The organism is Agrobacterium sp. ST15.13.015, from assembly GCF_027871645.1.
GTDB classification, from domain to species: Bacteria; Pseudomonadota; Alphaproteobacteria; order Rhizobiales; family Rhizobiaceae; genus Agrobacterium; species Agrobacterium leguminum.
On sequence record NZ_JAQAHF010000001.1, the window covers coordinates 366,820 to 389,857 of the forward strand.

Consider the following 23,038-nt stretch of genomic DNA (forward strand, 5'->3'; position numbering starts at 1 on the left):
CTTCAAAACAAAAAAACCGGCCGCAAAAGCAGACCGGTTCCTAGCACCCGGTCTTTTTAGCCACTTGTTTAACGTGGCTGCAAGCCGACCGGCCAAATCACCACGGGATAAGCTTGCCATACTGCCGTTACCGGCTTGCGTCAATGCTTTCCTTTTGGTTTTGTCGCCGTAAAAAGGAATGATGACCATGACCAGAACCACGGGCATTTTGGCGGATGGCGCAATCAAGGCGCTGTTTGCGGGCGGCAAGCTGAAGAGCGAGGCCGATCTCGATGCTGATCAGGTGCAGCCCGCCAGCCTCGATCTCAGGCTCGGCTCGAAGGCCTATCGCGTGCGCGCCAGCTTCATGCCCGGCCCCGGAAACCGCGTCATCGACAAGCTCAATCGTCTCAGCCTGCACGAGATCGACCTTACCCAGGGCGCGGTGCTGGAAACCGGTTGTGTCTATATCGTTCCCTTGATGGAAAGCCTTGCGCTGCCCGCGGACATGTCGGCCTCGGCCAATCCGAAAAGCTCGACCGGCCGTCTCGATATCTTCACCCGCGTCATGACTGACAGTGCGCAGGAATTCGACAAGATACCGGCCGGTTATGCCGGCCCGCTCTATCTGGAAATCAGCCCGCGCACCTTCCCGATCGTGGTGCGACGCGGCTCGCGCCTGTCGCAGATCCGCTTCCGCATCGGCCATTCGCTGCTCAATGAAAGTGAACTGCTGAAGCTGCACGAGACGGAAACGCTGGTTGCCAGCGACACGCCCAACGTGACCGGCGGCGGCATTGCGCTCTCGATCGACCTCAAGGGTTTCGGTGAAAACGGGTTGATCGGTTATCGCGGCAAACATCACACGGCCGTGGTAGACGTCGACAAGAAGGCCCAGCACGACGTTCTCGATTTCTGGGAGCCGCTCTATGCCCGCGGCCGCGCCGAACTGATCCTCGACCCGGATGAATTCTATATTCTCGTCTCGCGCGAAGCCGTGCACGTTCCACCGCTCTATGCGGCCGAAATGACACCCTTCGACCCGCTGGTAGGTGAATTCCGCGTGCACTACGCCGGCTTCTTCGATCCCGGCTTCGGCCATGCGCAGGCCGGCGGCACCGGCAGCCGGGCCGTGCTAGAAGTGCGCAGCCACGAGGTTCCCTTCATCCTCGAACATGGCCAGATCGTCGGCCGGCTGGTTTACGAGCACATGCTGCAGAAACCGGAAGGCCTCTATGGCTCCGGCCTCGGCTCCAATTATCAGGCGCAGGGGCTGAAGCTCTCCAAGCATTTTCGAGCCGAATAACGACCCCGGCGGGTGCTTGACACCCGCTGCGAACTATCCGATGTCTTATGCGCGGCGCGGGTGTAGCTCAATGGTAGAGCAGCAGCTTCCCAAGCTGAATACGAGGGTTCGATTCCCTTCACCCGCTCCATTTTACAGGCATCTGACACTCTTCCTGTGCTGCGTTTAGCCGCCATTGTGTCGGTAGCCACGCGAATATGCAATTCAGCTTGACTACGATTAAATTGCACGTAATAGTTGAGACGGTCGTAACATAGGGGAAGTGTTATGAGTCGCAAACTTCTTTCGGAATTTCTGGGAACCTTTTGGCTCGTCTTCGGAGGATGCGGCAGTGCGGTTTTTGCCGCCGCTTTTCCTGAACTCGGCATTGGCTTCCTTGGTGTCGCTTTCGCTTTTGGTCTGACGGTTCTGACCATGGCCTATGCGGTTGGCGGCATTTCGGGCGGTCATTTCAATCCGGCCGTTTCAGTCGGCCTCACCGTTGCCGGTAAGTTCCCGACGGCGAACCTCGTGCCTTACATAGTGGCGCAGGTTCTGGGGGCGATCGTCGCGGCTGCGGCGCTTTATGTCATCCTCACCGGCAAGGCGGGGGCTGAAATCGGCGGTTTTGCCGCCAATGGTTATGGTGAACATTCGCCGGGCGGATATTCTCTCGTATCGGCACTGCTGATCGAAGTCATCCTGACGGCGTTTTTCCTGATCGTCATTCTGGGCTCTACGCATGGCAGGGTTCCTGCCGGCTTCGCGCCGATCGCCATCGGTCTTGCCCTTACCCTTATTCATCTGATTTCCATTCCGGTCACCAACACATCCGTCAATCCGGCCCGCTCCACGGGACAGGCATTGTTCGTTGGCGGATGGGCGCTGCAGCAGCTCTGGCTGTTCTGGCTCGCTCCGATCCTCGGCGGCGCCATCGGGGCCGTGATCTGGAAAATCTTCGGCGAGGAAGAGAAGGCCGGCCATGCCGGTTCGGTTCAACCTGCGCAGACATGAATAGGAGGCTTTGTTTCCTCGAATAGTCGAGGAAACGACTGAGGAGGATGACATGGATCTTGCTTCGATATTGGCCCAGATCGTCGGCGGTGCGGTAGGTGGCACGGCAGGCGGAAAGATAGTGAAGGACTCCGATCTTGGTTCGCTCGGCAATCTGATTGCCGGCGCCATCGGCGGTCTCGGCGGTGGAACCGTGCTCGGTTCGCTGCTCGGCGCGGCGGGCGATGCGGCAGCCGGAGGCGTGGATATCGGCGCTCTCGCCGGCCAGCTCGTTGGCGGCGGTGTCGGCGGTCTGATCGTGCAGATCATCGTCGGCCTGATCAAGAACAAGCTCGTTACCAAGTAGAGCGGTTCGGCCACCTTCAGGATGAAATGACGGTCCTTGCCGAGGGAGGAGCTTCGTTCGGCAAGGCACTGGCTGCCGTTACCGATGACGGCAGTAACGTAAGGCCTGAAACGGCTTTGCCGGAGCGGCAATGTGAGTGAAGCCGAGAACGGCTGTCGCGGCTGATCGGAAAAAGTATCAGGACTGTTTCGGCTCTGCCGAAGATGCCGGATCATGAGTATTTTTGGCGACAGGCGCGTGTGGCGTCTTGTTCCATGCGAAGGGTTTGGTGTTGAGTTCCACCACGGCCCGCCAGGCCGCGATGGACAGCATCAGCCAATATGCGGGTATTGCCAGCCACCGCCTTCCGACATGCCTTCTTTCATAGGCAATCATTCTGCCGCGGCCCATCAGCACGAAGATCGTGTAGCTTCCGACGATATTCAGCACATCGATAAAAAACAGAAGACCCTGCCAGGTGAGCAGCAGGTCAGCGCCATTTTCCCGGAGGGCGATGGTCATGAATGCGAGCGAAACGAAGAGCAGGGGGTGCGCCAGCGACGACAGAAGCATGCCGCCGATCAGCAGTTGAAAGACCAGATAGGCAAACCATCCCATGTCGCGCGCGGTCGCAAAGGGCGCACGGGTCATCACCAGCCAGCTTTGCAGCCAGCCCTTGTACCAGCGTGTTCGCTGGTTCAGCCACACGGGTAGCGAGGTCGGCGCATCCTCCAGCGTCTGTCGCCGGATGACGCCGCAGCGATAACCCAGCCGATGCAGCCGGAGGCCGATATCGGCATCCTCAGTTACATTATAGGGGTCCCAGGCGCCGGCCTTCCGCAGCACGGCGGTCCGGAAATGATTGGAGGTGCCGCCAAGCGGCAGCGGCAAGCCGTGTGCGGCAAGGGCAGGCAACATGCAGCGGAAGAGACCGGAATATTCCAGTGCGAAACAGGCGCTGAGCCAGGAGGAAGAGGCATTGCTGATGATGAGCGGCGCCTGCAGGCAGGCCACCTCGTCCGGCTCGTTGCGGAAGGTGGCATAGGCTTCACGCAATTGCTGCGGATGGGGCCGATCCTCGGCATCATAGACCGCAACGAATGCGCCACGCGCGCCGGAAAGCGCGTAAGTGAGGGCTTTTGGTTTGGTGCGCGGCAGGGAGGGCGGCACCCTGACGACCTCTATGTGCGGGCCGGGATTTATCCGCTGGATCGCCTCGATCGTCGCGGCGTCGTCTGCTTCGCAGACAAGCTTGATGTCCAGCCGGGATTTGGGCCAGTCCAGACGTTCCAATGCGACGATGAGCTGCCCGACGATAGCCTCTTCCCGGTAAAGCGCCACCAGAACGGTATAGACAGGCAATTCGTTTTCCTGCCGAAGAGGCAAGACGTTCTTCGCGTCGTTCCCCCGGGGCGCATGGACGAGTGCGAACAGCCTGAAAAGCAGGGTAAAAAGGTAAAGCATCGTCAGGGTGACGTGCAGATAAGCAAATGCCGCTTCCGTGTAAAATAGCAGCGACAGAATGAGCAGGGTAAGGAGGACGCCGCTGTAAAAACCCTGCTGGCCCTGTAGCGTGATCCTGGCGGAATGGTGCGGCGCCGTGTTGAAAAGCCGCTGCTGGGTTTCCGCCGAGCGGCGGGCCTCGCCCGCTTTCCAGATTGCGCTGCGCATGGCCTGCGGGGTTGTCACGGCAAATTCGTCGAGAAGACGCGGACGTTGATCCAGCATGTTTTTCAGCGACGCCATTCGCGCCAGTTCCGGTACGATCAGCAGCGTTGGCGTGCCGCTCAGCGGTGTCAGCCGCAGAAACCTCGGTTCGGAGAGCTGAGTGTCCAGCTTATTCAAATCCGTCACACGGTCCGGGCCGATTTCCGGGAGAAACGGCAGTCGCAGGAATCGGGCGAAAGCGCCGAAATAGGCATCCGTCGTGACGAGACCGCTTGCCAGCAATTCGTCCTCCAAAGTCGAGCCATTTTCCAGAGCCCGTTGTTCGAATGCCTCGATATAGGGCCTGCCAAATCCCAGCGACGAGAGAAAGCGGGCCTGTCCGGCCTGGTCCTGTTCGGGAGCGGTTGAAAGCGGATTTTCACTGGCGTGGGAAAATGTAATTTTTCGTGTCGCCGGCGTCGTGCGAAACGAATCTCGTGTATATTGCCTAAAATAATCCATGCATCGCCGCCGCCGTCATGGTAACGCCCCACTTCCTGTCACGGATAGTATAGATGAGAATGACGAATGTAACGCGGAATATAGGTCTCGGATTTACTTTAGCTTTCGCTTTACAATTTACTGGTTTTTTTAGCGATGTACGTGCGGAGGGCCTGTCGGACGGGAACCGGATGCCGGTGCTGTTCGATGCGCAGGAGCGGTTTCCGGGCGGCGATCTTTCTTCCGTTCCCCGCATCAGATTTCTGATGTCGGTCGATTTCCCGCCCTTCAATTTTACCGATCAGGAAGGCCGGCTTGCGGGTTTCCATGTCGATCTGGTGCGTGAAATCTGCGCGCAACTGAAGGTCGAAAGCAAATGCCAGGTGCAGGCGCTGCCGTTTGATGAGCTGGAGGCGGCTTTGGAAATGGGCGAGGGCGAAGCAGTGATTTCCGGCCTCGCCACCACCGCCGACCTGCGCAAGAGTTTTACCTTCTCGCGGCCCTATCTCCTGATGCCCGCCCGTCTTGCGGTGAACAAGGCGGCCAAATTCACCGGCGCGGGTGCCGATGCGCTTTCGGGAAAGAAGGTGGGTGTGGTTGCCGGCTCGCGGCACGAACAGATGCTGAAGGCATTCTTTCCAAAGGCCGCGGCTGAGGGCTTCGATGGTTACGAGCCGATGTATGACGCGCTGAAGAAAGGCAAGGTGGACGCCATCTTCGCCGATGGTCTGCGCCTGCCTTTCTGGGTTTCAGGAAGCGCTTCCGATGGCTGTTGCGCACTCTTCGGCGGTCCCTATATGTCCGACAGGTTTCTCGGTGAAGGCCTGTCCATCATGACCGTCGATCCCGATAACGTGCTCGTTCCGGCTTTCGATCAGGCGCTGGCGGCCCTTTCCCGCAACGGCCGGCTGGAGGAAATCTACCGGCGTTATTTCCCTTATGGGCTCTATTAGGGAGAGCCGGCCACCGGATCGGTTCCTGCGCCAGCGCCTATTTTGCTGGCGCGAAAACTTCTTCATTGCGGCGCAGGCGCAGCAGCGCGATCCATACGGCGGCAGCGATGGCGGTTTCCACCATGAAATAGCTGCCGATCGTTCCTGAAATGCTGAATGACCAGGTGAAGAAGGCGACGACGACGGAGCCGATGAGGTTGCCACTGTTCCAGATCTTCGCGCGAATATCCTGCCGTCCGGATGCGCCGAGCGCCTCGAGAGCGGTGGCGGCAACGGCCATGGGCAGAACCGCCCAACAAAGCACGCGGGTGATGATGGGCAGCGAAACATATTCATCGCCGAACAAAAGCGGCAGGAAGGGCGCAATGATGAAAATGACGAGCGCACTGCCGGTCGCGATGAAAAGCGCGGCCTTCAGCACGTTATAGGCGCGTTCTATGGTCTTGCTGATACCCTGCAGGGCGGCGGAAGCCGAACCCGGATAGATCAGCCGGTTGAGGGCCTCGACGGAGAGATAGGAACTGTCGAGAATGCGCCGGGCGATGGAATAGCTTCCCAGCACCTCCGCGCTTGCAATGGCGCCGAGAACGAGAATATCGGCATTGCCGCGCACGGCCTTGAACAGGAACTGGGTGGAAAACAGGACGCCGATGCGGATTTCCTCACGCACGATGCGGAACACCGGGCGGCCGAGTCTCGCTATCGCCTTGACCGAGATCATGGCTGCAATGGTGTGGGCGGCAAGGTTCCATAGCGCCCAGGCCTCCACCGTTTCCACCTTGAAGATGAGGCAGGCGACCACCGCGGCAATGGTGCGGGCGACGGCAAACATCACTTCCAGCTTGTTGGCGGAGGCGAAGTCGGAATGGGCGATGAAGCTCTGCGTGGAAAGCGAGATGACTTTCAGGAGGACGAGGTTCGTGAACAGGATCAGGAAGGTGGTGATCAGCGTGTGCAGCAATGTTTCCGAGGTCGGGAAAAATACCGGGATCGTCACCATGCCGATGATGGTCAGCACCACGCCTGTCGCGGCGCTCAAAAGATAGCTGTGGCCGAGCATGACGGGAAACATGCTGCGATCCTGCGCGACACGGCGAATCAGCGATTCCTGCGAACCGATACCGCAGATCTGGACGCCGAGATTGGTGACGGCCGTGATGGAGGCGTAAAGCGCGAATTGTTCGACACCGAGATGGCGGGCAAGCAGCGCAAAGGTCAGAAGCTGGGCGGCGCTGGACATGAGGAGCGCTCCGCCGGATGCCATGTAGGTCAATCCCAGTCTGACTAGATGGCCGAGCCGCGGCGTATTGAACGACACCTCATTCTCCATGTTTTCCGGCATTGCCGGGCGAATTCAAAAATGACTGCGCTGCTTTTTAAAATCTGGCGACCTGAGAAAGCCGCAACCGGCCAATAAAGCGAAAGTCCGCGACCCGAATGAATGGCAGTTTATCCTGTCTTATCCCTCTTGAGGTAAGAGAGGGTTAAAGCAATTGCATAATAATGATGATAATGACTGTTTATGGTTATTTGGACATGGCCCTGTTTCAGAAGGGTTTCGTTGTTCGTCACAAGGCAGGCCAATGATCCGACTATCCATTTTCGATGCAGGCGACCATGCCGCGTTTGGCTGATACGCAGCCCGTCTCTGCGCAAGGCAGCGCCATTTCCCTTGCCGGCGGCCGGCGCGACGCGTTTTTCTTCGTCGCCACCATGCTCTATATCTGGATTTCCGTCGCGCCTTTCGAAAATCTCGCAGCACCGCCGGTGCCGCACGCTGCCGCAAACCAGCTGACCGGCCTCGTGATCGCATTGATCCTCGGCGTTTTTGCGCTGCGCCACCGGCTGACGGGGCTTCTGCTGCGGCCGCGGCTGCCCATTCTGCTGCTGTTTTTCTGGCTGGCGATATGCTCGGTGGTCGGAACCCAGCCCGGCACGTCGCTGCAACGTCTAATCTTCACGGCGCTCCTGTGCTTCATAACCAGCGTCCTTGTCGTCATGCCGCGCGACCGGCGGCAGTTCGACCGGATGATGGCCATCTTCGCCATCATTCTCTTGGCGCTGTGCTATCTGGGGGTGATCTTCCTCAGCTCGCGCTCGATCCATCAACCCTATGATCTCGATGAAAAAGCGCTGGCGGGTGACTGGCGCGGTATCTTCAATCACAAGAACGCCGCCGCGCCGGCGATGATCATTCTGTTCATGATCGGGCTTTACCTGCGCAATGCCTGGTCGACGCTGGGCGGCCTCGCCATCACGCTGCTGGCGGGGTTCTTCCTGTGGAAGACCAACGGAAAAACCGCAGCCATGCTGCTGCCCGTCACGGTGGCGCTGATCTGGATCATGGAAAGGCATGCCAACCGTACTTTGTTGATGATCGGCGGTCTTCTGGCCTTCATCAACATATCCGCGGTCGGCTCCACCTATTTTCCGAGTATACAGAATTTCGTCGAAGGCCTGGGCATCGATTCCACCTTCACCGGGCGGACGGACATATGGCGGCTATCCTTCGACACTTTCGCGCAATCGCCGATCTTCGGTCAGGGGTTCCAGGCATTCTGGACGAGCGACCGGCTCCTGTCGCAGGCCGATATTGCCGGCACCTGGGCGGTCACAGCCTTCCATGCCCATAATGGCTATATTGAAAGCCTGCTGAATGGCGGCCTGCCGGCCTTCATTCTCACCGTCATCTGGCTGGTCATCATACCCGCGAACGATTTCCGCACGGCGGTGGACAAGGGCACGGACCCGGCACTTACCCGACTTTTTGCCAGAATTTGGGTGTATGCGTTACTTTCTTCGTGTTTAGAGAGCAATTTCTTTACCGGAACCGGGCCTATCTGGTCTTCTCTTCTAATCGCCATCTATTGTTTGAGGCATCAGGCTTACGACATACTCGAAGAGGGACAGTAATTTGCAGACAGGCCGGGGGGCTTTGTATGACGCAAAAAATCGGGACTTTTACCGACCGGATCAATAACCGGCTGGTGCGCTATTTCCCGGGACCGGCGGTGCGGATCGAAACGTCCGAACCGATCGTGTCCTTCACATTCGACGATGTGCCGGCAAGCGCCTGGACGGCGGGTGCGCGCATTCTGGAAAACGAGGGCGTTTGCGGCACGTTTTATATCGCCGGCGTGTTTATCGACCAATACGATGAACAGCAGCAGATGATTTCCGCGAAAGGCTGCTCGGAACTGGCGGCAGCCGGCCATGAGCTTGCCTGCCACACCTTTTCCCATCGCAAACTCTCGAGCTTTTCCCGACGGGGGCTCGAGGAGGATCTCGATCGCAATGACCGCGTGCTCGGCTCGTTCGATGCAAGCCGCCACGGGCGTAATTTCTCCGTTCCCTTCGGTATGGCTTCACCGGTCATGCAGCCGCTGCTGCGGCGCCGGTTCAGGACGGCGCGCGGCATCATGCCGGGGATCAACCGGGGCAGTGTCGACCCGCATAATCTTGCCGCGGTCGAGTTGCGTTCGGATCAAAACTACCTCGACGCCGCCGATGGCTGGCTGGAGGATGTTCTGCAAAAAGGTGGCTGGCTCATCATCTTCACCCATGATGTTTCGCACACACCGAGCTTTTACGGTTGTCTGGAAGGCAGATTTCAGGGTCTCGTCCGCAGGGCGATGTCGGGCGGCGCGAAGATCATGACGGTCGATGCCGCCGCAAGGACACTCGGTCTTTAGAGGAATATTCTCGGCGCGCGTGCCGGTCGATACCGCGGAAAACGCAATTGCGGGTTATTGGCTGGCCCAGATGATGCGGGCGATCCATTCCACGTCGGCCATGTCGAAGCTGCGGTTCGGATGTTCCGGGTTGAGCGAAAGAAGCTCGATGTTTTTGGGGCTTTGCCGCGCCAGCACCTTTGCCATCACTTCGCCGTCGCGGCTTTTCAGCACCACGCGGTCGCCGCGCCGCACCTGCGCGCCGGGCTCCACGATGAGGATATCTCCGTCGCGGTAGAGCGGCATCATGCTCTCGCCCTGCACTTCCAGTGCATAGACGCCCTGCCTGCGCTCGGGAGAGGAGGGGAATTCCACCACATCCCAGCCCTGACCCGCCGGAAAACCGCCATCGTCGAAAAAGCCGCCGGAGCCCGCCTGCGCGAAACCGAGCAGGGGGATGGCGTTGTCGGCGCCGGAAGGCTGCATGGTCTGCGCCCTGCCGAAAGCATAACCGAAAAACTGGTCGACGCTTGCCCCCGTCGCCTCCAGCACCTTGGAGACGGATTCAGTCGAAGGCCAGCGTTTGCGGCCATCTGGCCCGAAACGTTTCGATTTATTGAACGAGGTGGGATCGAGGCCGGCGCGCTTCGCCAATGCCGAAGGCGTTAGCTGGTGGCGTTCGGCAAGCGTATCGATGGCGCTCCAGATCGTCTCGTGTGACAGCATGATAGAAAGCCCGCAAGTGGAGCCGATAGCGGAAAAGCTCCTGTCGTTTACTGACCGGAATCTAGACCATATCCGGTCAGGAGTAAAGCAAGGAAAGGAATAAAATCCTTTTCTACGCCACCATGGCCGATGTATTTATCTTGGCGAGCTGGATCACCGCCTGGGTGCGGCTGTCGACCTTGAGCTTCAGCAGGATTGCGGAGACATGCGCCTTGATGGTGGCTTCGGAAACATTGAGCTCATAGGCGATCTGCTTGTTCAGCAACCCTTCGGCCAGCATGCCCAGAACCCGGCTTTGCTGCGGCGTCAGCGTTCTGAGCCGGCCGATGAGATCGGCCACGTCAGGATCCTGTTCCTTATCGCCCTGATGACCCGCCGGTATCCAGACATCGCCTTCCAGAACCGCGCGGATGCCGTCCCTGATATCGTCGATACCCGAGGATTTGGAAATGAAACCGGAAGCACCGAGTTCGATGGAGCGGCGCACGGTGGTAGCGTCGTCCGTTGCCGAAACGATGACGATCGGCAGGCTGGAGAATTCCGCCCGGAGCGCCATCAGGCCTGAAAATCCGCTCACCCCGGGCATGGCGAGGTCGAGAAGCATGAGATCGGCGTCGTTGCGCGCTGCGGCTGCACTGCGGGCGGCCTCAAAATCCCCGGCTTCAATAATGCTCTGTTGCCCGTCGAGGCCGGATACGGCCTGTTTCAGGGCGCCGCGAAAAAGCGGGTGGTCATCTGCTATGATAATGACAAGTTCCGACATTCTGACCCCCTCCCAAGGGCGTTATGCGGTTCTTTTTCTGATACTGGCTCACTCCCATTTGCCGGCGGTCGAAAACACGTCCGGCTCCTCCGCGAAAGGTTGCGCCAATCGGTCCCGCATTACAAGGAAAAGCTTGTGGACAGGCGGTCTTTCAGGCTCTCCGCAATAAAAATGCCGTGGAAACTGTGGACAATCTTCGAGCTTTGCGGCAAATCCCGCTGAGTGGAAAGCCTTGGAGAGCCCTATGCAGGAAACGCCCGCGATCATCTATAAAATCGTGCCGGAGACGTTATGGAGCGCGGCAAAGGCGAAGGGCGTCTTCGAAGGTGCGGCCATCGACCTGACCGACGGCTTCATTCATTTTTCAACGGCAAAACAGGCGGCAGAGACAGCCGCGCGGCATTTTTCCGGCCAGGTCGATCTGCTTCTGATCGCGGTCGACGGCGCGGCCCTCGGCGACAAGCTGGTTTATGAACCCTCCAGAGGCGGCGATCTTTTCCCGCATCTTTATGCGCCTCTTCCCCTGACCGCCGTGCTTTGGGAAACGCCGCTTTCGCTCGGTCACGACGGCCAGCACCAGTTTCCGGAGATTTTGTGATGAGCGGATTATTTTCCTCTATCGGCCGCAAGGGCCTGTTTCTGGTCGATCCGGAAAAGGCGCATGGCCTGTCCATTGCGGCGCTGAAAAGCGGCTTCCTGCCCACCTGCATGGTGCCACACGATCCGCGTCTGCAGCAGACCGTGGCTGGCCTCGTCTTCCCCAATCCGCTCGGCCTGGCGGCGGGTTACGACAAGAATGCGGAAGTGCCGGGGCCGCTTCTGAGGCTCGGTTTCGGCTTTACCGAAATCGGCACCGTCACGCCCAAGGCGCAATCCGGCAATCCCAGACCGCGTATCTTCCGTCTGGTCGAAGACGAAGGTGTCATCAATCGCCTCGGCTTCAACAATGAAGGCCATGCGGCCGCGCTGGAGCGCCTGAAGCAGGCAAAGCTGCGTGGCATCGTCGGTGTCAATATCGGCGCCAACAAGGATAGCGAAGACCGCATTGCCGATTATGTGCATGGCATCGAGGCGTTTTATTCGGTTGCATCCTATTTCACCGTCAATATTTCCTCGCCCAACACGCCCGGCCTGCGCGATCTTCAGGCGCGCGAAAGCCTTGCCGCTCTTCTCGCCGCTGTGCTGGAACGCCGGAAAGTGGAAGCCGCACGTTTCGGCAAACGCATCCCGGTTTTCCTCAAGATCGCCCCCGATCTGACCGAAGAGGGACTGGACGACGTTGCCGAAGAGGCGCTCGCCCATGATCTCGATGGCCTGATCGTCTCGAACACCACGCTCTCCCGCGAAGGCCTGAGGCCCGGCCCGCACAAGGGCGAGGCAGGCGGTCTCTCTGGCAAGCCGCTCTTCGAGCTTTCCACCACGGTTCTCGCCAAGATGCGCCGCCGCGTCGGCGGCAACCTGCCGATCATCGGTGTCGGCGGTGTGTCATCCGCAGAGACAGCTTTGGAAAAGGTGAGGGCAGGGGCCGATCTCGTGCAGCTCTATTCCTGCATGGTCTATGAAGGCCCCGGCCTGCCCTCGGCCATCGTCAAGGGCCTGTCGACGCTGGTCGCCCGCGAGGGCGTACAGTCCATTCGCGACCTGCGCGACAGCGCGGTGGATCGCTGGGCGGATCGCAAGCTAGGCTGAGAGCGGACCTTGGACGGTCGGCAGCGTTTCCTCAGGGGCTGTCCTTCCTCATCCCTGTGCTTGTCACAGGGATCCTGCCAGCCCAAGTCCTTGGGCTGAAAGGAGTCTTTCCGTCGCGCAGACGCGCGTCGGCTGGATTCCTGTGACAGGCACAGGAATGAGGGAAGAGGGTGGTTCCCGTCGCTTACCTCAGGCGCAGAGCACCATCGCCCAATAGGGCCGGTTGCGGCTGGCCGCGTCATAAGCGACCGCGACGCCGAGGCCGTTATAAGGCCCGAGCATGTTTTCGAGGTGATGTTGTGAGCCGATCCAGGCCTTCACCACCCGCTCGACGCTGTCCTGCCCGGCGGCCACGTTTTCCGCTGCCGGAAGCGGCACATTGCCGTCTTTCATGCGGATCAGGAAACTGTCGGTCAGGCCGATCAGATGCGCCATCTTCTGCGCCTTGACCATGCGGCCGGCCTGATAGGCGGCAGCACCGCTTGCCGCGCCATTGATGGCAAGCGGCGAAAGCCCCTTGGAGCGGCGCAGATCGTTGACCATGGGAAGCGCCGCCGCCGTTTCGTCGCGGGTGCCGGAGGGCATGCCCTTGTTGGTGGGCATGGAGACGCAGGCGGAAAGAACGGAGCCAGCGGACATCAGCACGAAGCCGCGCCGTGAAAGCGTTTGAAACGGGGAGTGTGTCATGTCAGCGGCGGTAGCTCAGCAGGCGCAGGATGATGAAAACCGGAATGACGATCGTTGCCCCGAGGATCAGATAGTCGCCGATTGCGCCCAGCGCATGGAAACCGCTGCGCCACAGGTCGACCACGAAATCGCGCGCGCCGTAGATGATGTTCCATGGCGTCAATCCGAAGATCGCCATCAGAAAGCCGACGAGCAATGAAACCACCAGCAGCTTCACCACGGTACGGGCCACCGTGTCACCCAGCATTTTGTTGACCTCACCGGCCATCAGCACGTCTCCTGTTTTGTCCTGACATATGAAGCACGACGCTTCGATGCAAGTTTCGGCGCACTATATCGCGTCAAATTCGCCAATTCCACGAGGCCGCCATGAAATAGGACTTGAGTTTTTTTATGGCTTGATAAATGACAGCCGACATCTTCTCAGGAATCTTGAATGGCCCCAAACCAGTTTTCTTCCGGTGACGTCATTGCCGACCGCCGGGCGGACTATGCCCGCATGCTCGCGGAGAGCGGTGACTTTCTCGCCGCCGCCGAACTCATGGAACAGGCGCTGGAGCTTGCGCCGCGGTGGACAGCGGGTTGGTTTCGCTTCGGGGAATATCACGAAAAAGCGGGCGAAACGGAAAAAGCCGTGGCGGCCTACGGGAAAGTCGCCGAGCTGGACACCGAAGGACTGTTTGCAGCCGAACTGAAACTCGCGGTTCTCGGCGCCGCCGAAACGCCCGAGCAACCGCCAAGCCGCTATGTGGAAGGGCTCTTCGACGATTATGCCGACCGTTTCGAAACCTCGCTTGTGGAAAAGCTGGATTACAGCGTGCCGCAAAAGCTGGCGGAACTGATCGGCAAGGCGGCGGGAAGCGGCGTGTTCGACACCATTGTCGATATTGGCTGCGGCACCGGTCTCCTTGGCGTTGAAATCCGCGCTTTCGCAAACCGGCTGGAAGGTTTCGATATTTCCCAGAACATGCTGGCCAAGGCGGAGGAAAAGGGGCTTTACGATCATCTGGACCAAGCCGATCTTTCGCTGGAGCCGGAGGCCTCGGGGCTCTTTACCCCCACGCTTGCCCAGCACCGCGCCGGCCTTGTGGCCGCCGCCGATGTGATGATGTATCTCGGCAGTCTCGAAACCGTCATGCCGCTCGTTTCCGCCCTGCTTGCGCCTTCAGGCTTTTTCGCCTTTTCGGTGGAGGATGCGGGGGAGGAGGACGGTTTCGTGCTTCGGGAATCCCTTCGTTACGCCCACTCGAAGAGCTATGTGAGCGAGCTTCTTGAGCGGACGGGCTTTTCCCTCATCGAAATCCGCAAAACCACCATTCGCAAGGATGCCGGAAAACCCCTTTCCGGCATTCTTTTTCTTGCCCGCGCCAAAGGCTGAACATTCCGTTTCTTGCCATTTTCGCGATAGGTCAGGCTTCCTTACGTATCCATCTTGCTCAGATGTTTTTTGCAGTGCAAAATATGCCTGAAGCTGAGGAAAAAAGCGTGAGCAGAACGAGAAGTGTTTACGGCATGTGGAGTTCCGATCCGGCCAAACATGCGCCGGTGGAAGACGTGCAGGGCATCGTTACCGGTGCCATCGTCTCGGCGCTTGGCTTTTATCTTCTGAACAAGGTCGGCCTTCTGACCGGCGGCACCGCCGGCGTCGCCTTCCTGCTTCATTATGCTTTCGGCATCAGCTTCGGCCTCCTGTTCTTCCTCGTCAATCTGCCCTTCTATTACCTGTCCTTCCGCCGCCTCGGTCTTGCCTTTTCCTTCAAGACCTTCATCGCCATCGGCCTTGTTTCGGTGCTGACGGAAGTCGAAGCGCGCTGGATGGTGATCGACAGCATCAACCCGCTCTGGGCGGCGCTGCTGGGTGGGCTGCTTCTGGGTTACGGCTTGCTGGCGCTTTATCGTCACCGCGCAAGCCTCGGCGGCATCGGCATTCTCGCCATCTATATTCAGGATCGCTTCGGCGTCCGCGCCGGTCTCATCCAGCTCGCCTTCGACGCCTTCGTGATGCTCTGCGCCTTCCTCGTCATCGATCCGGCCACCGTCGTTTATTCGATTGTCGGCGCTTTCGTGCTCAACATGTTTCTGGCCATCAATCACCGCTCGGACAGATATATCGTCGTGCGCTGAGCGACAGCGGTTGAAATCCGTCGCGCTTCGGCGCAATAGCTCGGCAGGGGCCGAAAGACAGGGGAATGGGCATGGATGATACGACTGCGCGCAGGCGTCTGAACCTTTGGGCCTCCGCGCCGGATCGTCATTCCTTGCTGGAAGACGCGCAGGGCGTTCTCGCGGGCAGCATGCTGGTTTCGCTCGGCGTCACGCTGTTTTCCGCTGCCGGCCTTTTGACGGGCGGCACGGTCGGGCTGGCATTTCTCGTGCATTACGGCACCGATCTAAGCTTCGGCGCGGTGTTCTTCCTCGTCAATCTGCCGTTTTATTATCTCGCCTTCCGTCGTCTCGGGCTTGCCTTCACGGTCAAGACCTTCTGCGCCATCGCCATGACGGCGCTGCTGTCGGAATATATGCCCGGCTTTTTCGCATTTCAGAGCATCAATCCGGTTGCCGCCGCACTTTTCGGCGGGCTGACGGTTGCGGCCGGCATGCTGGCGCTGTTTCGCCACCGCACCAGCCTTGGCGGTTTCGGCATATTGGCGCTTTATCTGCAGGATCGTTTCGGCTGGCGTGCAGGCCTCGTCCAGCTCGCCTTTGATGGCATGGTGCTGGCCTGCTCTTTTTTCGTGGCCACACCTTTCGTCATCATCTGCTCCGTCCTCGGCGCGCTGGTCATGAACCTCACGCTCGCCATCAATCACAGGAACGACCGCTACATTGCCATGTAGCGGCCGCCCGTTTCGGGTTTAAGAGGTCACGCTGCCTTCGCAGCCGCATCCACCGGATGCTGCGAGCGGAAACCGACGGCGATGCGGTTCCAGGTGTTGATCGCGCCGATGGCGACAGTGATCTTCACGATATCCTCATCGGAAAAATGCGCCTTCAGCGTCTCGAAGGCGTCATCCGGGGCGCCGGTTTCGGCAATCTTCGTCACCGCGTCCACCCAGCCGAGCAGCGCCCGTTCCTGCTGGGTATAAACGGGGGATTCCCGCCACACGCTCATCAGGTTGATCCATTGTTCGGAAAGCCCGTCATGGCGGCTCTCCTTCACATGCATGTCCACACAGAAAGCGCAGCCGTTGATGATCGAGGCACGCAGCTTGATGAGGTGAACGAAGCGGCGCTCCAGCCCGCTGCCCTGAACGTAATTCTCCAGAGCCATGACGGCCTTGAAGGCTTCGGGGGATGCTTTGGCATAGTTGATGCGGGTTTTCATGGGTCTCTCCATTAGTTGGGTCTGTTTGAAGTCATGCGTCATCGGTCCGGAAAGCTGTGAGGTTTCCGGTATTTCGGTGATCCTGTCTTTTTGGGTCTCAGCGCGTCGCTGTTTTGCGCTCGTTCAGCTCCAGAAAGGCGCAGCCACGCGCGGCAATCCCGCCATCGTCATTGGCGGCAAGATCGCCCAGAATATCGGCGATGGTGGTCTTGGCGAGTTCGGCTCGATAGGCCTTTTCCGCTTTCAGCATCGCGGCATTGATGCCGCAGGGCTTGGTGAAATAACGCCCCGGCAAGGGGTTCGGCCCACGCTGACGAATTTCCGCGCAGCGGAAGGCAGGCTGCGGCCCTTCGACGGCCAGCACGATATCGAGCAGCGTGATCCTGTCGGTCGCCCTCGCCAGACGGTAACCGCCCTTCGGCCCCGGCACGGTGGCGACAATCCCGGCATTGGACAGCGACTGAAGATGCTTCAGCAGATAGCTCGTGGAAACGCCGTGAAATTCCGCCAGCGCCGCCGCCGACAGCACGCCGCCTTCGGAAAGTCCCGCCAGCATGCCCACGCTGTGAATGGCCTGTTCCACGCCGTCGCCGAGTTTCATCCGACTTGTCCCTGTGCGGTTCGTTTCAATATCATGGATAAAATTTATCCGCGATTATGCTTTCTGTCAAGCGGCCCCGTTCCGCCCTTCTTTTTTGCAGGTTTTTCACTACCTTGAAGATGTGAAACACACCGAGTCTCCCATTTCCGGCACCCATGTCGGCGCTTTACCCCTTCCATTCCAGAAATGGTTTGCCGAAAAGGGGTGGTCTCCGCGCGCGCATCAATTGGAGCTGATGGCGCGCGCACGCGGCGGCGAGAACATGCTGCTGATCGCGCCCACGGGCGCCGGCAAGACGCTGGGCGGCTTCATGGCTTCTCTCACCGATCTGGCAGAACGCGGCAAGGTGCCGCCGGGCTCCGGCTTCGTCGGCGTGCACACGCTCTATATATCGCCGCTCAAGGCGCTGGCGGTGGATATCGAACGCAACCTCACCAGACCCGTCTCCGAAATGGGCCTGCCGATTTCCATCGAGACCCGCACCGGCGATACGCCGCAGGGCAAACGCCAGCGCCAGAAGGTCAAGCCGCCGGATATTCTGCTGACGACACCGGAACAGGTCTCGCTGCTGCTCGCCAACAAGGAGGCCGAGCGCTTTTTCCGCGATCTGAAATATGTGGTGCTCGACGAGTTGCATTCGCTCGTCACCTCCAAACGCGGCCATTTGCTGGCGCTGGCGCTCGCCCGTGTGCGCCGGCACGCACCCGATGTGCGCTTCATTGGCCTTTCGGCCACGGTGGCGGAGCCGATGGATTTGCGCCGTTACCTCGCGCCGCAGGGGCAGGATGAGCCGCCCGCCGGCCTCATCACCGTCGAAGGCGGGGCAAAGCCGGATATCTCCATCCTGAGCACGGAAGAGCGCATCCCATGGTCCGGCCATTCGGCACGTTACGCCATGAAGGATTTGTACGCCGCGCTGAAGGACCATCAGACGACGCTGATCTTCGTCAACACCCGCTCGCAGGCGGAGCGGATCTTCCAGGAACTCTGGACCATCAATGACGACAATCTGCCGATTGCACTGCATCACGGTTCGCTGGATGCCGGCCAGCGCCGCAGGGTGGAAGCGGCCATGGCGGAAAACAAATTGCGCGCCGTCGTCGCCACCTCCACGCTCGATCTCGGCATAGACTGGGGCGATGTCGATCTCGTCGTGCATGTCGGCGCGCCGAAGGGCGCAAGCCGCCTTGCACAGCGCATCGGCCGCGCCAATCACCGCATGGATGAGCCGTCGAAGGCCATCCTCGTTCCCGCCAACCGTTTCGAGGTGATGGAGTGCCGGGCAGCGCTTGATGCGAACTATATCGGCGCGCAGGATACGCCGCCGATTGCCGAGGGCGCGCTCGATGTTCTCGCCCAGCATGTGCTCGGCATGGCCTGCGCCGAGCCTTTCGATGCGGACGATCTCTATCGTGAAGTAACCAGCACTTCGCCCTATGCCGACCTGCCGCGCGCCACCTTCGACCGGGTGGTGGATTTCACCGCCACCGGTGGTTATGCGCTGCGCACCTATGAGCGTTACGCCCGCATCCGCCAGATGAAGGACGGTCGCTGGCGCGTCTCCAATCCGGCGGTCGCACAGCAATATCGCCTGAACCTCGGCACCATCGTCGAGGCGGCGGAACTCAATGTCCGCATGGTCAAGCGCAATGCCAAGGGCACGGTCGGGCGCGGCGGCATGTCTCTCGGCAAGGTCGAGGAGTATTTCCTTGAGCAACTGGTGCAGGGCGATACCTTCCTCTTCGCCGGCAAGGTGTTGCGCTTCGAGGGTATCAGGGAGAATGAATGCCTGGTCTCCCAGGCCTTCTCCATGGACCCGAAAATTCCCTCCTATGCCGGCGGCAAGTTTCCGCTCTCCACCTATCTCGCGGATCAGGTGCGCTCCATGCTCTCGGACCCGACGCGCTGGCATGCGCTGCCGGATCAGGTGCGCGACTGGCTGGCGATCCAGAAGGAAAAGTCGATCATTCCCAAGCGCGACGAGCTGCTGGTGGAGACCTTTCCCTTCCGCAAGCGCTTCTTCATGGTCATGTATCCCTTCGAGGGACGCTTGGCGCACCAGACGCTCGGCATGCTGCTGACGCGGCGGCTGGAACGGGCGGGCGCAAAACCCATGGGTTTCGTCGCCACCGATTATTCACTCGCCATCTGGGCCATGGAGGATATCGGCATGCGGCTGAAATCCCGCCGCCTTTCGCTTGCGGACCTGCTGGACGAGGACATGCTGGGCGACGATCTGGAGGCATGGCTGGATGAATCCTTCATGCTGAAGCGCACCTTCCGCAACTGCGCCGTCATTTCCGGCCTGATCGAACGCCGCCATCCCGGCAAGGAAAAGACGGGCCGGCAGGTCACGGTCTCCGCCGATCTTATTTATGACGTTCTTCGCAGCCATGAGCCGGATCATATCCTGCTGGAAGCGACGCGGCGCGATGCCGCAGCGGGACTTTTGGACATTGGCCGTCTTGGCGATATGCTGAAGCGAATCAAGGGCCACACCACCCATCGCGCGCTGGAACATGTCTCGCCGCTTGCCGTTCCGGTCATGCTGGAAATTGGCCGCGAGACGGTGGCGGGTGAGGCGATGGACGATGTGCTGGCCGAGGCCGCCGACGAGCTGATCGCCGAGGCCATGTCCTGAAACATCTGAGCGGAATGAAGGAACAAAGGCAAAAGTGCTGAGCCGGCTGACATTGAGCGACAGGTTTTCCAATGGCTTCGAATGCCTCGGCAGCGAAACTGCCATCAATGGCGTCGCCGCCTGGTGCGATCCTTTGGGCGGGCTTTACCTGCCGGACCTGTCGCTGCTCGTCGTTTCCGACCTGCATCTGGAAAAAGGCGCGGCCTTTGCAAGGCGCGGACGCATGCTGCCGCCTTACGACACCATCGCCACGCTTAAAATCCTCTCCTCCCTTGTCAGCCGTTACGATCCGAAGATCGTGGTCAGCCTCGGCGATAATTTCCACGACCGGGTCGGTTCCGAGCACCTGCCGCTGCCGCTGCGCGAACTCATTCGCGACATGGCCCGTGGCCGCGAATGGATATGGATCAACGGCAATCACGATCCCGACGGCACGGTCGATCTGCCGGGCTCTTCGGTGGACGAGATGTTTTACGGCACTCTCGTCTTCCGCCACGAGCCGAAACCGGGCAATGCCGCCGGCGAAATCGCCGGGCATCTGCATCCCTCCGCCACGGTCCGCCGCCGTGAAAAGACGGTGCGGCGGCCCTGTTTTGCCACCGACGGTTCCCGTCTGTTGATGCCGGCTTTCGGGGTCATGAGCGGCGGGCTGGATCTGCGGCACAAAGCCATGCGCGGCCTGTTCGACCATGCCGCTCTCGTCGCGCATCTGATGGGGAGGGACCGCATCTATTCGGTGCGGTTTTCAAATCTTCTCGGCTGAGGGTCTTTTCCGGACGCAAAACCGCAACGCAGCTTTACTGGAAATGCTCTATTGCCGGTAGACCAGAACCGGTATCTTCGAATTCTTCAGCACCTTGGCCGTGACGCTGCCGAGCAGCATTTCCACGAAGCTCCTGCGCCGGTGCGAGGCCATGGCGATGAGATCGCAGCCGCTCCTGTTGGCGGCTTCGATGATCGCCTCGTCGGGCCTTCCCGCTCGCGCCAGCAGCGCTTCGCAATTCAGCCCCATGGAAGTGGCCCGCGCCTGCGTATCCCTCAGCAGATGTTCCGCTTCCTCGCAGCGGTGGAATTCTTCTTCGGCAATGGCGGCAATGTCCTCGACATCGCTGGCAATCACGTGAAAGGGTTCCGATACCGTCACGACGGTCACCTTTGCGCCTGCCTCCTTGGCGAGAGCGAACCCTTGGTCGATTGCGATCTGCGCCAGCGGCGAGCCATCGGTGGGAATGAGAATGTGCTTGAACATGACATTTCTCCTTTTCATCCCGGTCACAACCACACATGCTCGCCTGGAGCTGCACGTATGATTGTAACGCCTTGAATTTTACTGCAAACCGACGGCGGAAGCGAATGCTATCTTTGCCGACAGGGGCGGCAGACGCTCTCTTTTGCGGGATGAAAACCGATCAGTCCTTGCGGAAGATGATGCTGGCGCCCCAGCCGGTCACGACGGCAAGCAGAACGCAGAGCGCGCCATAGGCAAGCGGCGTCTGATGCGCGGCGTCGGTGATCGCCTGTTCCATGCCGGTCTTGACGACGCGCAGTTTCAGTTCGCGTTGGGCGATGAATTTGCCGCTCTTGAAGAGATAGGCGCGTGCGGTGTGCACACCGTTCGGCACGTTGGCCGGCAGGCGCAAAGTCGCCCAGAACAGGCCGGTGCGTTCCAGCCGCACCCCGGTCGTATCGTTGCGATAGATGCCGCTGGAAAGCTTCAGACGCCGATAGGCTTCCTGAAAATCGAAGACATTGTCGGGCACGCCGGAAAAGACCGCGCTTTTCAGTGACAGATGATCGACGCCAAGCCCCATGGCGCGCAGCGTTCCGGGCGAGGCGACATCGCTTATATTGCGCGTGCTGGCCATGGAATAGGATTCCGGCAGCGGCGTGAAGGTTATGGCGCTGGTATTGATCCAGATGCCCGCCACGCGTTCCTTCTTGCGCACGGTCATATAGTCGCTCGGTCCCTCGAGCGTCACGACAATGTCGTATTGCCCGATGGCGAGCAGCAACTGGTCGGTATTGTTCAGCGCGCCGAAAAGCGTGAAATCCGCGCCGCGAAAATCGGAAGCAATTGGAATTTCGGTCGTCGATGCGCCGATTTCGATATTTTCCAGCAGGGATCGCTGCTGTGGGCCGGGCGGCAGGGCAAGCGGCGGCGTCTGGGCCCAAGCGGTCTGCCCGAAAGTGAGACATGAGGCCAGCGCAAGGGCGGCAAGCAGCAAATGGCGGGTCAATAACCTAACCCCCCGACGGCCACCGAAAACAGGTCTTCCGGGCGCACCACCAGCGATACGGCAAGGCGAAGCGCAACAGCGAGAACGAGAAGCGCCAGCAGGGCGCGCAGCTGTTCGCCGCGCAGTTTCTGGCCGACGCGCACGCCATATTGCGCGCCGATGACGCCCGCCACCATCAGGATGAAGGCCAGCACCACATCGACGGAATAGTTGGTCGCCGCCTGAACCACGGTCGTATAGGCGGTTACGAAAATGATCTGGAACAGCGAGGTGCCGACAACCACGCTGGTGGGGATGCGTAAGAGATAGATCATCGCCGGCACCATGATGAAGCCGCCGCCCACACCCATGATCGAGGTGAGGATGCCGATGCCGAAACCCAGCGTGACGATGGGAATGATGCTGAGATAGATCTTCGATTTCTTGAACCGCATTTTCAGCGGCAGGCGGTGCACCCAGTTGTGATGGCCCGGCCGGCGCAGCGTCACGGTTTCGTTGCGGGCGGCGCGGCGAAGCGCCGAAATGCTTTCCTTCAGCATCAGCCCGCCGACGGTGCCGAGCAGGATGACATAAAGCAGCGAGACGATGAGATCGAGCTGGCCGATGCTGCGCAGGAAGGAGAATATCCACACGCCGACCGTCGCCCCCACCAGACCGCCCACAAGCAGCACGCTGCCGAGCTTGACGTCGAGCGTGCCGCGCCGAAAATGCGTGATCGAGCCTGACACGGAGGAGGCGACCACCTGGTTTGCCCCCGTCGCCACGGCCACCACAGGCGGAATATTGTAGAAGATCAGAAGCGGGGTAATCAGAAAGCCGCCGCCCACGCCGAACATGCCGGAAAGAAAACCGACGGCCGCGCCCATGCCGAGAATGATGAAAATATTCACCGACAGTTCTGCGATCGGCAGATAGACAGTCACGGCTCGGACCTCGGGCAAATGGTTCCGGGCGGCAGGGCTTGTCCGGGTGAGGGGGCCGCGCCGCGATTTAC

24 protein-coding genes, 1 tRNA gene and 1 riboswitch are annotated in these 23,038 nt (G+C 60.0%); of the genes, 14 read left to right on the plus strand and 11 right to left on the minus strand.

Annotated features, from left to right (window positions below):
- Positions 1–35 precede the first annotated feature (35 nt).
- Positions 36–114: riboswitch (SAM riboswitch) on the minus strand.
- Between the two features lie 73 nt (positions 115–187).
- The 4 genes from PIB16_RS01800 to PIB16_RS01815 all read left to right on the plus strand — a co-directional run bounded on the left by PIB16_RS01800 (position 188) and on the right by PIB16_RS01815 (position 2,624).
- Positions 188–1,285, plus strand: a complete 1,098-nt coding sequence (locus tag PIB16_RS01800; protein ID WP_080856951.1) for a 2'-deoxycytidine 5'-triphosphate deaminase — start codon at positions 188–190, stop codon at positions 1,283–1,285.
- A 56-nt stretch (positions 1,286–1,341) separates the two neighbouring features.
- Positions 1,342–1,415 (plus strand) — tRNA-Gly (locus tag PIB16_RS01805).
- A gap of 137 nt (positions 1,416–1,552) precedes the next feature.
- Entirely contained in the window at positions 1,553–2,278 is a 726-nt protein-coding gene (gene aqpZ, locus PIB16_RS01810) for an aquaporin Z (RefSeq protein ID WP_271044876.1), read from the plus strand.
- Between the two features lie 52 nt (positions 2,279–2,330).
- Positions 2,331–2,624 carry a hypothetical protein gene (locus PIB16_RS01815; RefSeq protein WP_003519942.1) on the plus strand — a complete coding sequence of 98 codons (294 nt, stop codon included), beginning with the start codon at positions 2,331–2,333 and terminating at the stop codon, positions 2,622–2,624.
- Between the two features lie 177 nt (positions 2,625–2,801).
- On the opposite strand, the gene PIB16_RS01820 is transcribed toward PIB16_RS01815, so the two are convergent.
- Positions 2,802–4,772, minus strand: coding sequence for a glycosyltransferase family 2 protein (locus tag PIB16_RS01820; protein ID WP_271044877.1), 1,971 nt, complete (start codon positions 4,770–4,772; stop codon positions 2,802–2,804).
- Between the two features lie 170 nt (positions 4,773–4,942).
- On the opposite strand from PIB16_RS01820, the gene PIB16_RS01825 reads away from it, so the two are divergent.
- Positions 4,943–5,704, plus strand: a complete 762-nt coding sequence (locus PIB16_RS01825; protein ID WP_142844052.1) for a transporter substrate-binding domain-containing protein — start codon at positions 4,943–4,945, stop codon at positions 5,702–5,704.
- Between the two features lie 37 nt (positions 5,705–5,741).
- Here PIB16_RS01825 and uppX read toward each other — a convergent pair whose 3' ends face one another.
- Positions 5,742–7,034 (minus strand): Wzx-type polysaccharide biosynthesis protein UppX, encoded by a 1,293-nt coding sequence (gene uppX / locus PIB16_RS01830; RefSeq protein ID WP_026363784.1) that lies wholly within the window; start codon positions 7,032–7,034, stop codon positions 5,742–5,744.
- A gap of 287 nt (positions 7,035–7,321) precedes the next feature.
- On the opposite strand from uppX, the gene uppY reads away from it, so the two are divergent.
- Together uppY and PIB16_RS01840 are read left to right on the plus strand one after the other, a co-directional pair.
- A complete protein-coding gene (gene uppY, locus PIB16_RS01835; protein ID WP_078051518.1) occupies positions 7,322–8,617 on the plus strand; it encodes a Wzy-type polysaccharide biosynthesis protein UppY in 1,296 nt (431 codons plus the stop codon).
- A gap of 26 nt (positions 8,618–8,643) precedes the next feature.
- Positions 8,644–9,396 (plus strand): polysaccharide deacetylase family protein, encoded by a 753-nt coding sequence (locus PIB16_RS01840; RefSeq protein WP_271044878.1) that lies wholly within the window; start codon positions 8,644–8,646, stop codon positions 9,394–9,396.
- Between the two features lie 54 nt (positions 9,397–9,450).
- Here the strand turns inward: PIB16_RS01840 and PIB16_RS01845 are convergent, their stop codons facing one another.
- Together PIB16_RS01845 and PIB16_RS01850 are read right to left on the minus strand one after the other, a co-directional pair.
- On the minus strand, positions 9,451–10,101 hold the full coding sequence (locus tag PIB16_RS01845; RefSeq protein WP_003519935.1) for a S24 family peptidase: 651 nt from the start codon (positions 10,099–10,101) through the stop codon (positions 9,451–9,453).
- A 112-nt stretch (positions 10,102–10,213) separates the two neighbouring features.
- Positions 10,214–10,864 carry a response regulator gene (locus PIB16_RS01850; RefSeq protein ID WP_035265127.1) on the minus strand — a complete coding sequence of 217 codons (651 nt, stop codon included), beginning with the start codon at positions 10,862–10,864 and terminating at the stop codon, positions 10,214–10,216.
- Between the two features lie 244 nt (positions 10,865–11,108).
- On the opposite strand from PIB16_RS01850, the gene PIB16_RS01855 reads away from it, so the two are divergent.
- Together PIB16_RS01855 and PIB16_RS01860 are read left to right on the plus strand one after the other, a co-directional pair.
- The gene (locus tag PIB16_RS01855) at positions 11,109–11,462 is read left to right on the plus strand and encodes a DUF952 domain-containing protein (protein ID WP_059759483.1); all 354 of its coding nucleotides are present in this window, start codon (positions 11,109–11,111) and stop codon (positions 11,460–11,462) included.
- On the plus strand, positions 11,462–12,553 hold the full coding sequence (locus PIB16_RS01860; protein WP_271044879.1) for a quinone-dependent dihydroorotate dehydrogenase: 1,092 nt from the start codon (positions 11,462–11,464) through the stop codon (positions 12,551–12,553). Before PIB16_RS01855 ends, PIB16_RS01860 begins: the two co-directional genes overlap by 1 nt.
- 189 nt (positions 12,554–12,742) lie before the next feature.
- Here PIB16_RS01860 and PIB16_RS01865 read toward each other — a convergent pair whose 3' ends face one another.
- Both PIB16_RS01865 and PIB16_RS01870 read right to left on the minus strand, forming a co-directional pair.
- Positions 12,743–13,240, minus strand: a complete 498-nt coding sequence (locus tag PIB16_RS01865; protein ID WP_065654499.1) for a CAP domain-containing protein — start codon at positions 13,238–13,240, stop codon at positions 12,743–12,745.
- Between the two features lies 1 nt (position 13,241).
- On the minus strand, positions 13,242–13,508 hold the full coding sequence (locus PIB16_RS01870) for a DUF6460 domain-containing protein (protein WP_003493739.1): 267 nt from the start codon (positions 13,506–13,508) through the stop codon (positions 13,242–13,244).
- A gap of 168 nt (positions 13,509–13,676) precedes the next feature.
- On the opposite strand from PIB16_RS01870, the gene PIB16_RS01875 reads away from it, so the two are divergent.
- The 3 genes from PIB16_RS01875 to PIB16_RS01885 all read left to right on the plus strand — a co-directional run bounded on the left by PIB16_RS01875 (position 13,677) and on the right by PIB16_RS01885 (position 16,077).
- Positions 13,677–14,618 (plus strand): class I SAM-dependent DNA methyltransferase, encoded by a 942-nt coding sequence (locus PIB16_RS01875; protein WP_271044880.1) that lies wholly within the window; start codon positions 13,677–13,679, stop codon positions 14,616–14,618.
- Positions 14,619–14,752: 134 nt separating this feature from the next.
- Positions 14,753–15,364, plus strand: coding sequence for a YitT family protein (locus PIB16_RS01880; protein ID WP_065654497.1), 612 nt, complete (start codon positions 14,753–14,755; stop codon positions 15,362–15,364).
- 71 nt (positions 15,365–15,435) lie between these two features.
- Complete coding sequence (locus PIB16_RS01885) at positions 15,436–16,077, plus strand: YitT family protein (RefSeq protein WP_035236609.1); 642 nt, start codon at positions 15,436–15,438, stop codon at positions 16,075–16,077.
- A 26-nt stretch (positions 16,078–16,103) separates the two neighbouring features.
- Here PIB16_RS01885 and PIB16_RS01890 read toward each other — a convergent pair whose 3' ends face one another.
- Positions 16,104–16,565 carry a carboxymuconolactone decarboxylase family protein gene (locus PIB16_RS01890; protein WP_035227571.1) on the minus strand — a complete coding sequence of 154 codons (462 nt, stop codon included), beginning with the start codon at positions 16,563–16,565 and terminating at the stop codon, positions 16,104–16,106.
- A 97-nt stretch (positions 16,566–16,662) separates the two neighbouring features.
- Positions 16,663–17,166: an RrF2 family transcriptional regulator gene (locus PIB16_RS01895; protein ID WP_003519926.1), complete on the minus strand. Its 504-nt coding sequence runs from the start codon at positions 17,164–17,166 to the stop codon at positions 16,663–16,665.
- 121 nt (positions 17,167–17,287) lie between these two features.
- Here PIB16_RS01895 and PIB16_RS01900 point away from each other — a divergent pair, with 121 nt between their 5' ends.
- A complete protein-coding gene (locus tag PIB16_RS01900; RefSeq protein ID WP_271044881.1) occupies positions 17,288–19,807 on the plus strand; it encodes a ligase-associated DNA damage response DEXH box helicase in 2,520 nt (839 codons plus the stop codon).
- 34 nt (positions 19,808–19,841) lie between these two features.
- Positions 19,842–20,570, plus strand: a complete 729-nt coding sequence (pdeM, locus tag PIB16_RS01905) for a ligase-associated DNA damage response endonuclease PdeM (RefSeq protein WP_271044882.1) — start codon at positions 19,842–19,844, stop codon at positions 20,568–20,570.
- 48 nt (positions 20,571–20,618) lie between these two features.
- Here pdeM and PIB16_RS01910 read toward each other — a convergent pair whose 3' ends face one another.
- The 3 genes from PIB16_RS01910 to PIB16_RS01920 form a co-directional block, all read right to left on the minus strand.
- A complete protein-coding gene (locus tag PIB16_RS01910; RefSeq protein WP_271044883.1) occupies positions 20,619–21,056 on the minus strand; it encodes a universal stress protein in 438 nt (145 codons plus the stop codon).
- A gap of 160 nt (positions 21,057–21,216) precedes the next feature.
- Positions 21,217–22,044 carry a TIGR02186 family protein gene (locus tag PIB16_RS01915; protein ID WP_065654492.1) on the minus strand — a complete coding sequence of 276 codons (828 nt, stop codon included), beginning with the start codon at positions 22,042–22,044 and terminating at the stop codon, positions 21,217–21,219.
- Complete coding sequence (locus PIB16_RS01920; protein WP_003522786.1) at positions 22,041–22,967, minus strand: sulfite exporter TauE/SafE family protein; 927 nt, start codon at positions 22,965–22,967, stop codon at positions 22,041–22,043. Before PIB16_RS01920 ends, PIB16_RS01915 begins: the two co-directional genes overlap by 4 nt.
- Positions 22,968–23,038 lie beyond the last annotated feature (71 nt).

Coding starts and splice junctions, on each gene's coding strand:
- PIB16_RS01895 (WP_003519926.1), bottom strand. CDS start 17,166: ATGAAACTCGGCGACGGCGTGGAACAGGCCATTCACAGCGTGGGCATG.
- PIB16_RS01890 (WP_035227571.1), bottom strand. CDS start 16,565: ATGAAAACCCGCATCAACTATGCCAAAGCATCCCCCGAAGCCTTCAAG.
- PIB16_RS01860 (WP_271044879.1), top strand. CDS start 11,462: ATGAGCGGATTATTTTCCTCTATCGGCCGCAAGGGCCTGTTTCTGGTC.
- PIB16_RS01870 (WP_003493739.1), bottom strand. CDS start 13,508: ATGGCCGGTGAGGTCAACAAAATGCTGGGTGACACGGTGGCCCGTACC.
- PIB16_RS01825 (WP_142844052.1), top strand. CDS start 4,943: ATGCCGGTGCTGTTCGATGCGCAGGAGCGGTTTCCGGGCGGCGATCTT.
- PIB16_RS01865 (WP_065654499.1), bottom strand. CDS start 13,240: ATGACACACTCCCCGTTTCAAACGCTTTCACGGCGCGGCTTCGTGCTG.
- aqpZ (WP_271044876.1), top strand. CDS start 1,553: ATGAGTCGCAAACTTCTTTCGGAATTTCTGGGAACCTTTTGGCTCGTC.
- PIB16_RS01840 (WP_271044878.1), top strand. CDS start 8,644: ATGACGCAAAAAATCGGGACTTTTACCGACCGGATCAATAACCGGCTG.
- PIB16_RS01850 (WP_035265127.1), bottom strand. CDS start 10,864: ATGTCGGAACTTGTCATTATCATAGCAGATGACCACCCGCTTTTTCGC.
- PIB16_RS01880 (WP_065654497.1), top strand. CDS start 14,753: ATGTGGAGTTCCGATCCGGCCAAACATGCGCCGGTGGAAGACGTGCAG.
- PIB16_RS01885 (WP_035236609.1), top strand. CDS start 15,436: ATGGATGATACGACTGCGCGCAGGCGTCTGAACCTTTGGGCCTCCGCG.
- PIB16_RS01815 (WP_003519942.1), top strand. CDS start 2,331: ATGGATCTTGCTTCGATATTGGCCCAGATCGTCGGCGGTGCGGTAGGT.
- PIB16_RS01845 (WP_003519935.1), bottom strand. CDS start 10,101: ATGCTGTCACACGAGACGATCTGGAGCGCCATCGATACGCTTGCCGAA.
- PIB16_RS01800 (WP_080856951.1), top strand. CDS start 188: ATGACCAGAACCACGGGCATTTTGGCGGATGGCGCAATCAAGGCGCTG.
- PIB16_RS01875 (WP_271044880.1), top strand. CDS start 13,677: ATGGCCCCAAACCAGTTTTCTTCCGGTGACGTCATTGCCGACCGCCGG.
- PIB16_RS01910 (WP_271044883.1), bottom strand. CDS start 21,056: ATGTTCAAGCACATTCTCATTCCCACCGATGGCTCGCCGCTGGCGCAG.
- uppX (WP_026363784.1), bottom strand. CDS start 7,034: ATGGAGAATGAGGTGTCGTTCAATACGCCGCGGCTCGGCCATCTAGTC.
- uppY (WP_078051518.1), top strand. CDS start 7,322: ATGCCGCGTTTGGCTGATACGCAGCCCGTCTCTGCGCAAGGCAGCGCC.
- PIB16_RS01855 (WP_059759483.1), top strand. CDS start 11,109: ATGCAGGAAACGCCCGCGATCATCTATAAAATCGTGCCGGAGACGTTA.
- PIB16_RS01820 (WP_271044877.1), bottom strand. CDS start 4,772: ATGGATTATTTTAGGCAATATACACGAGATTCGTTTCGCACGACGCCG.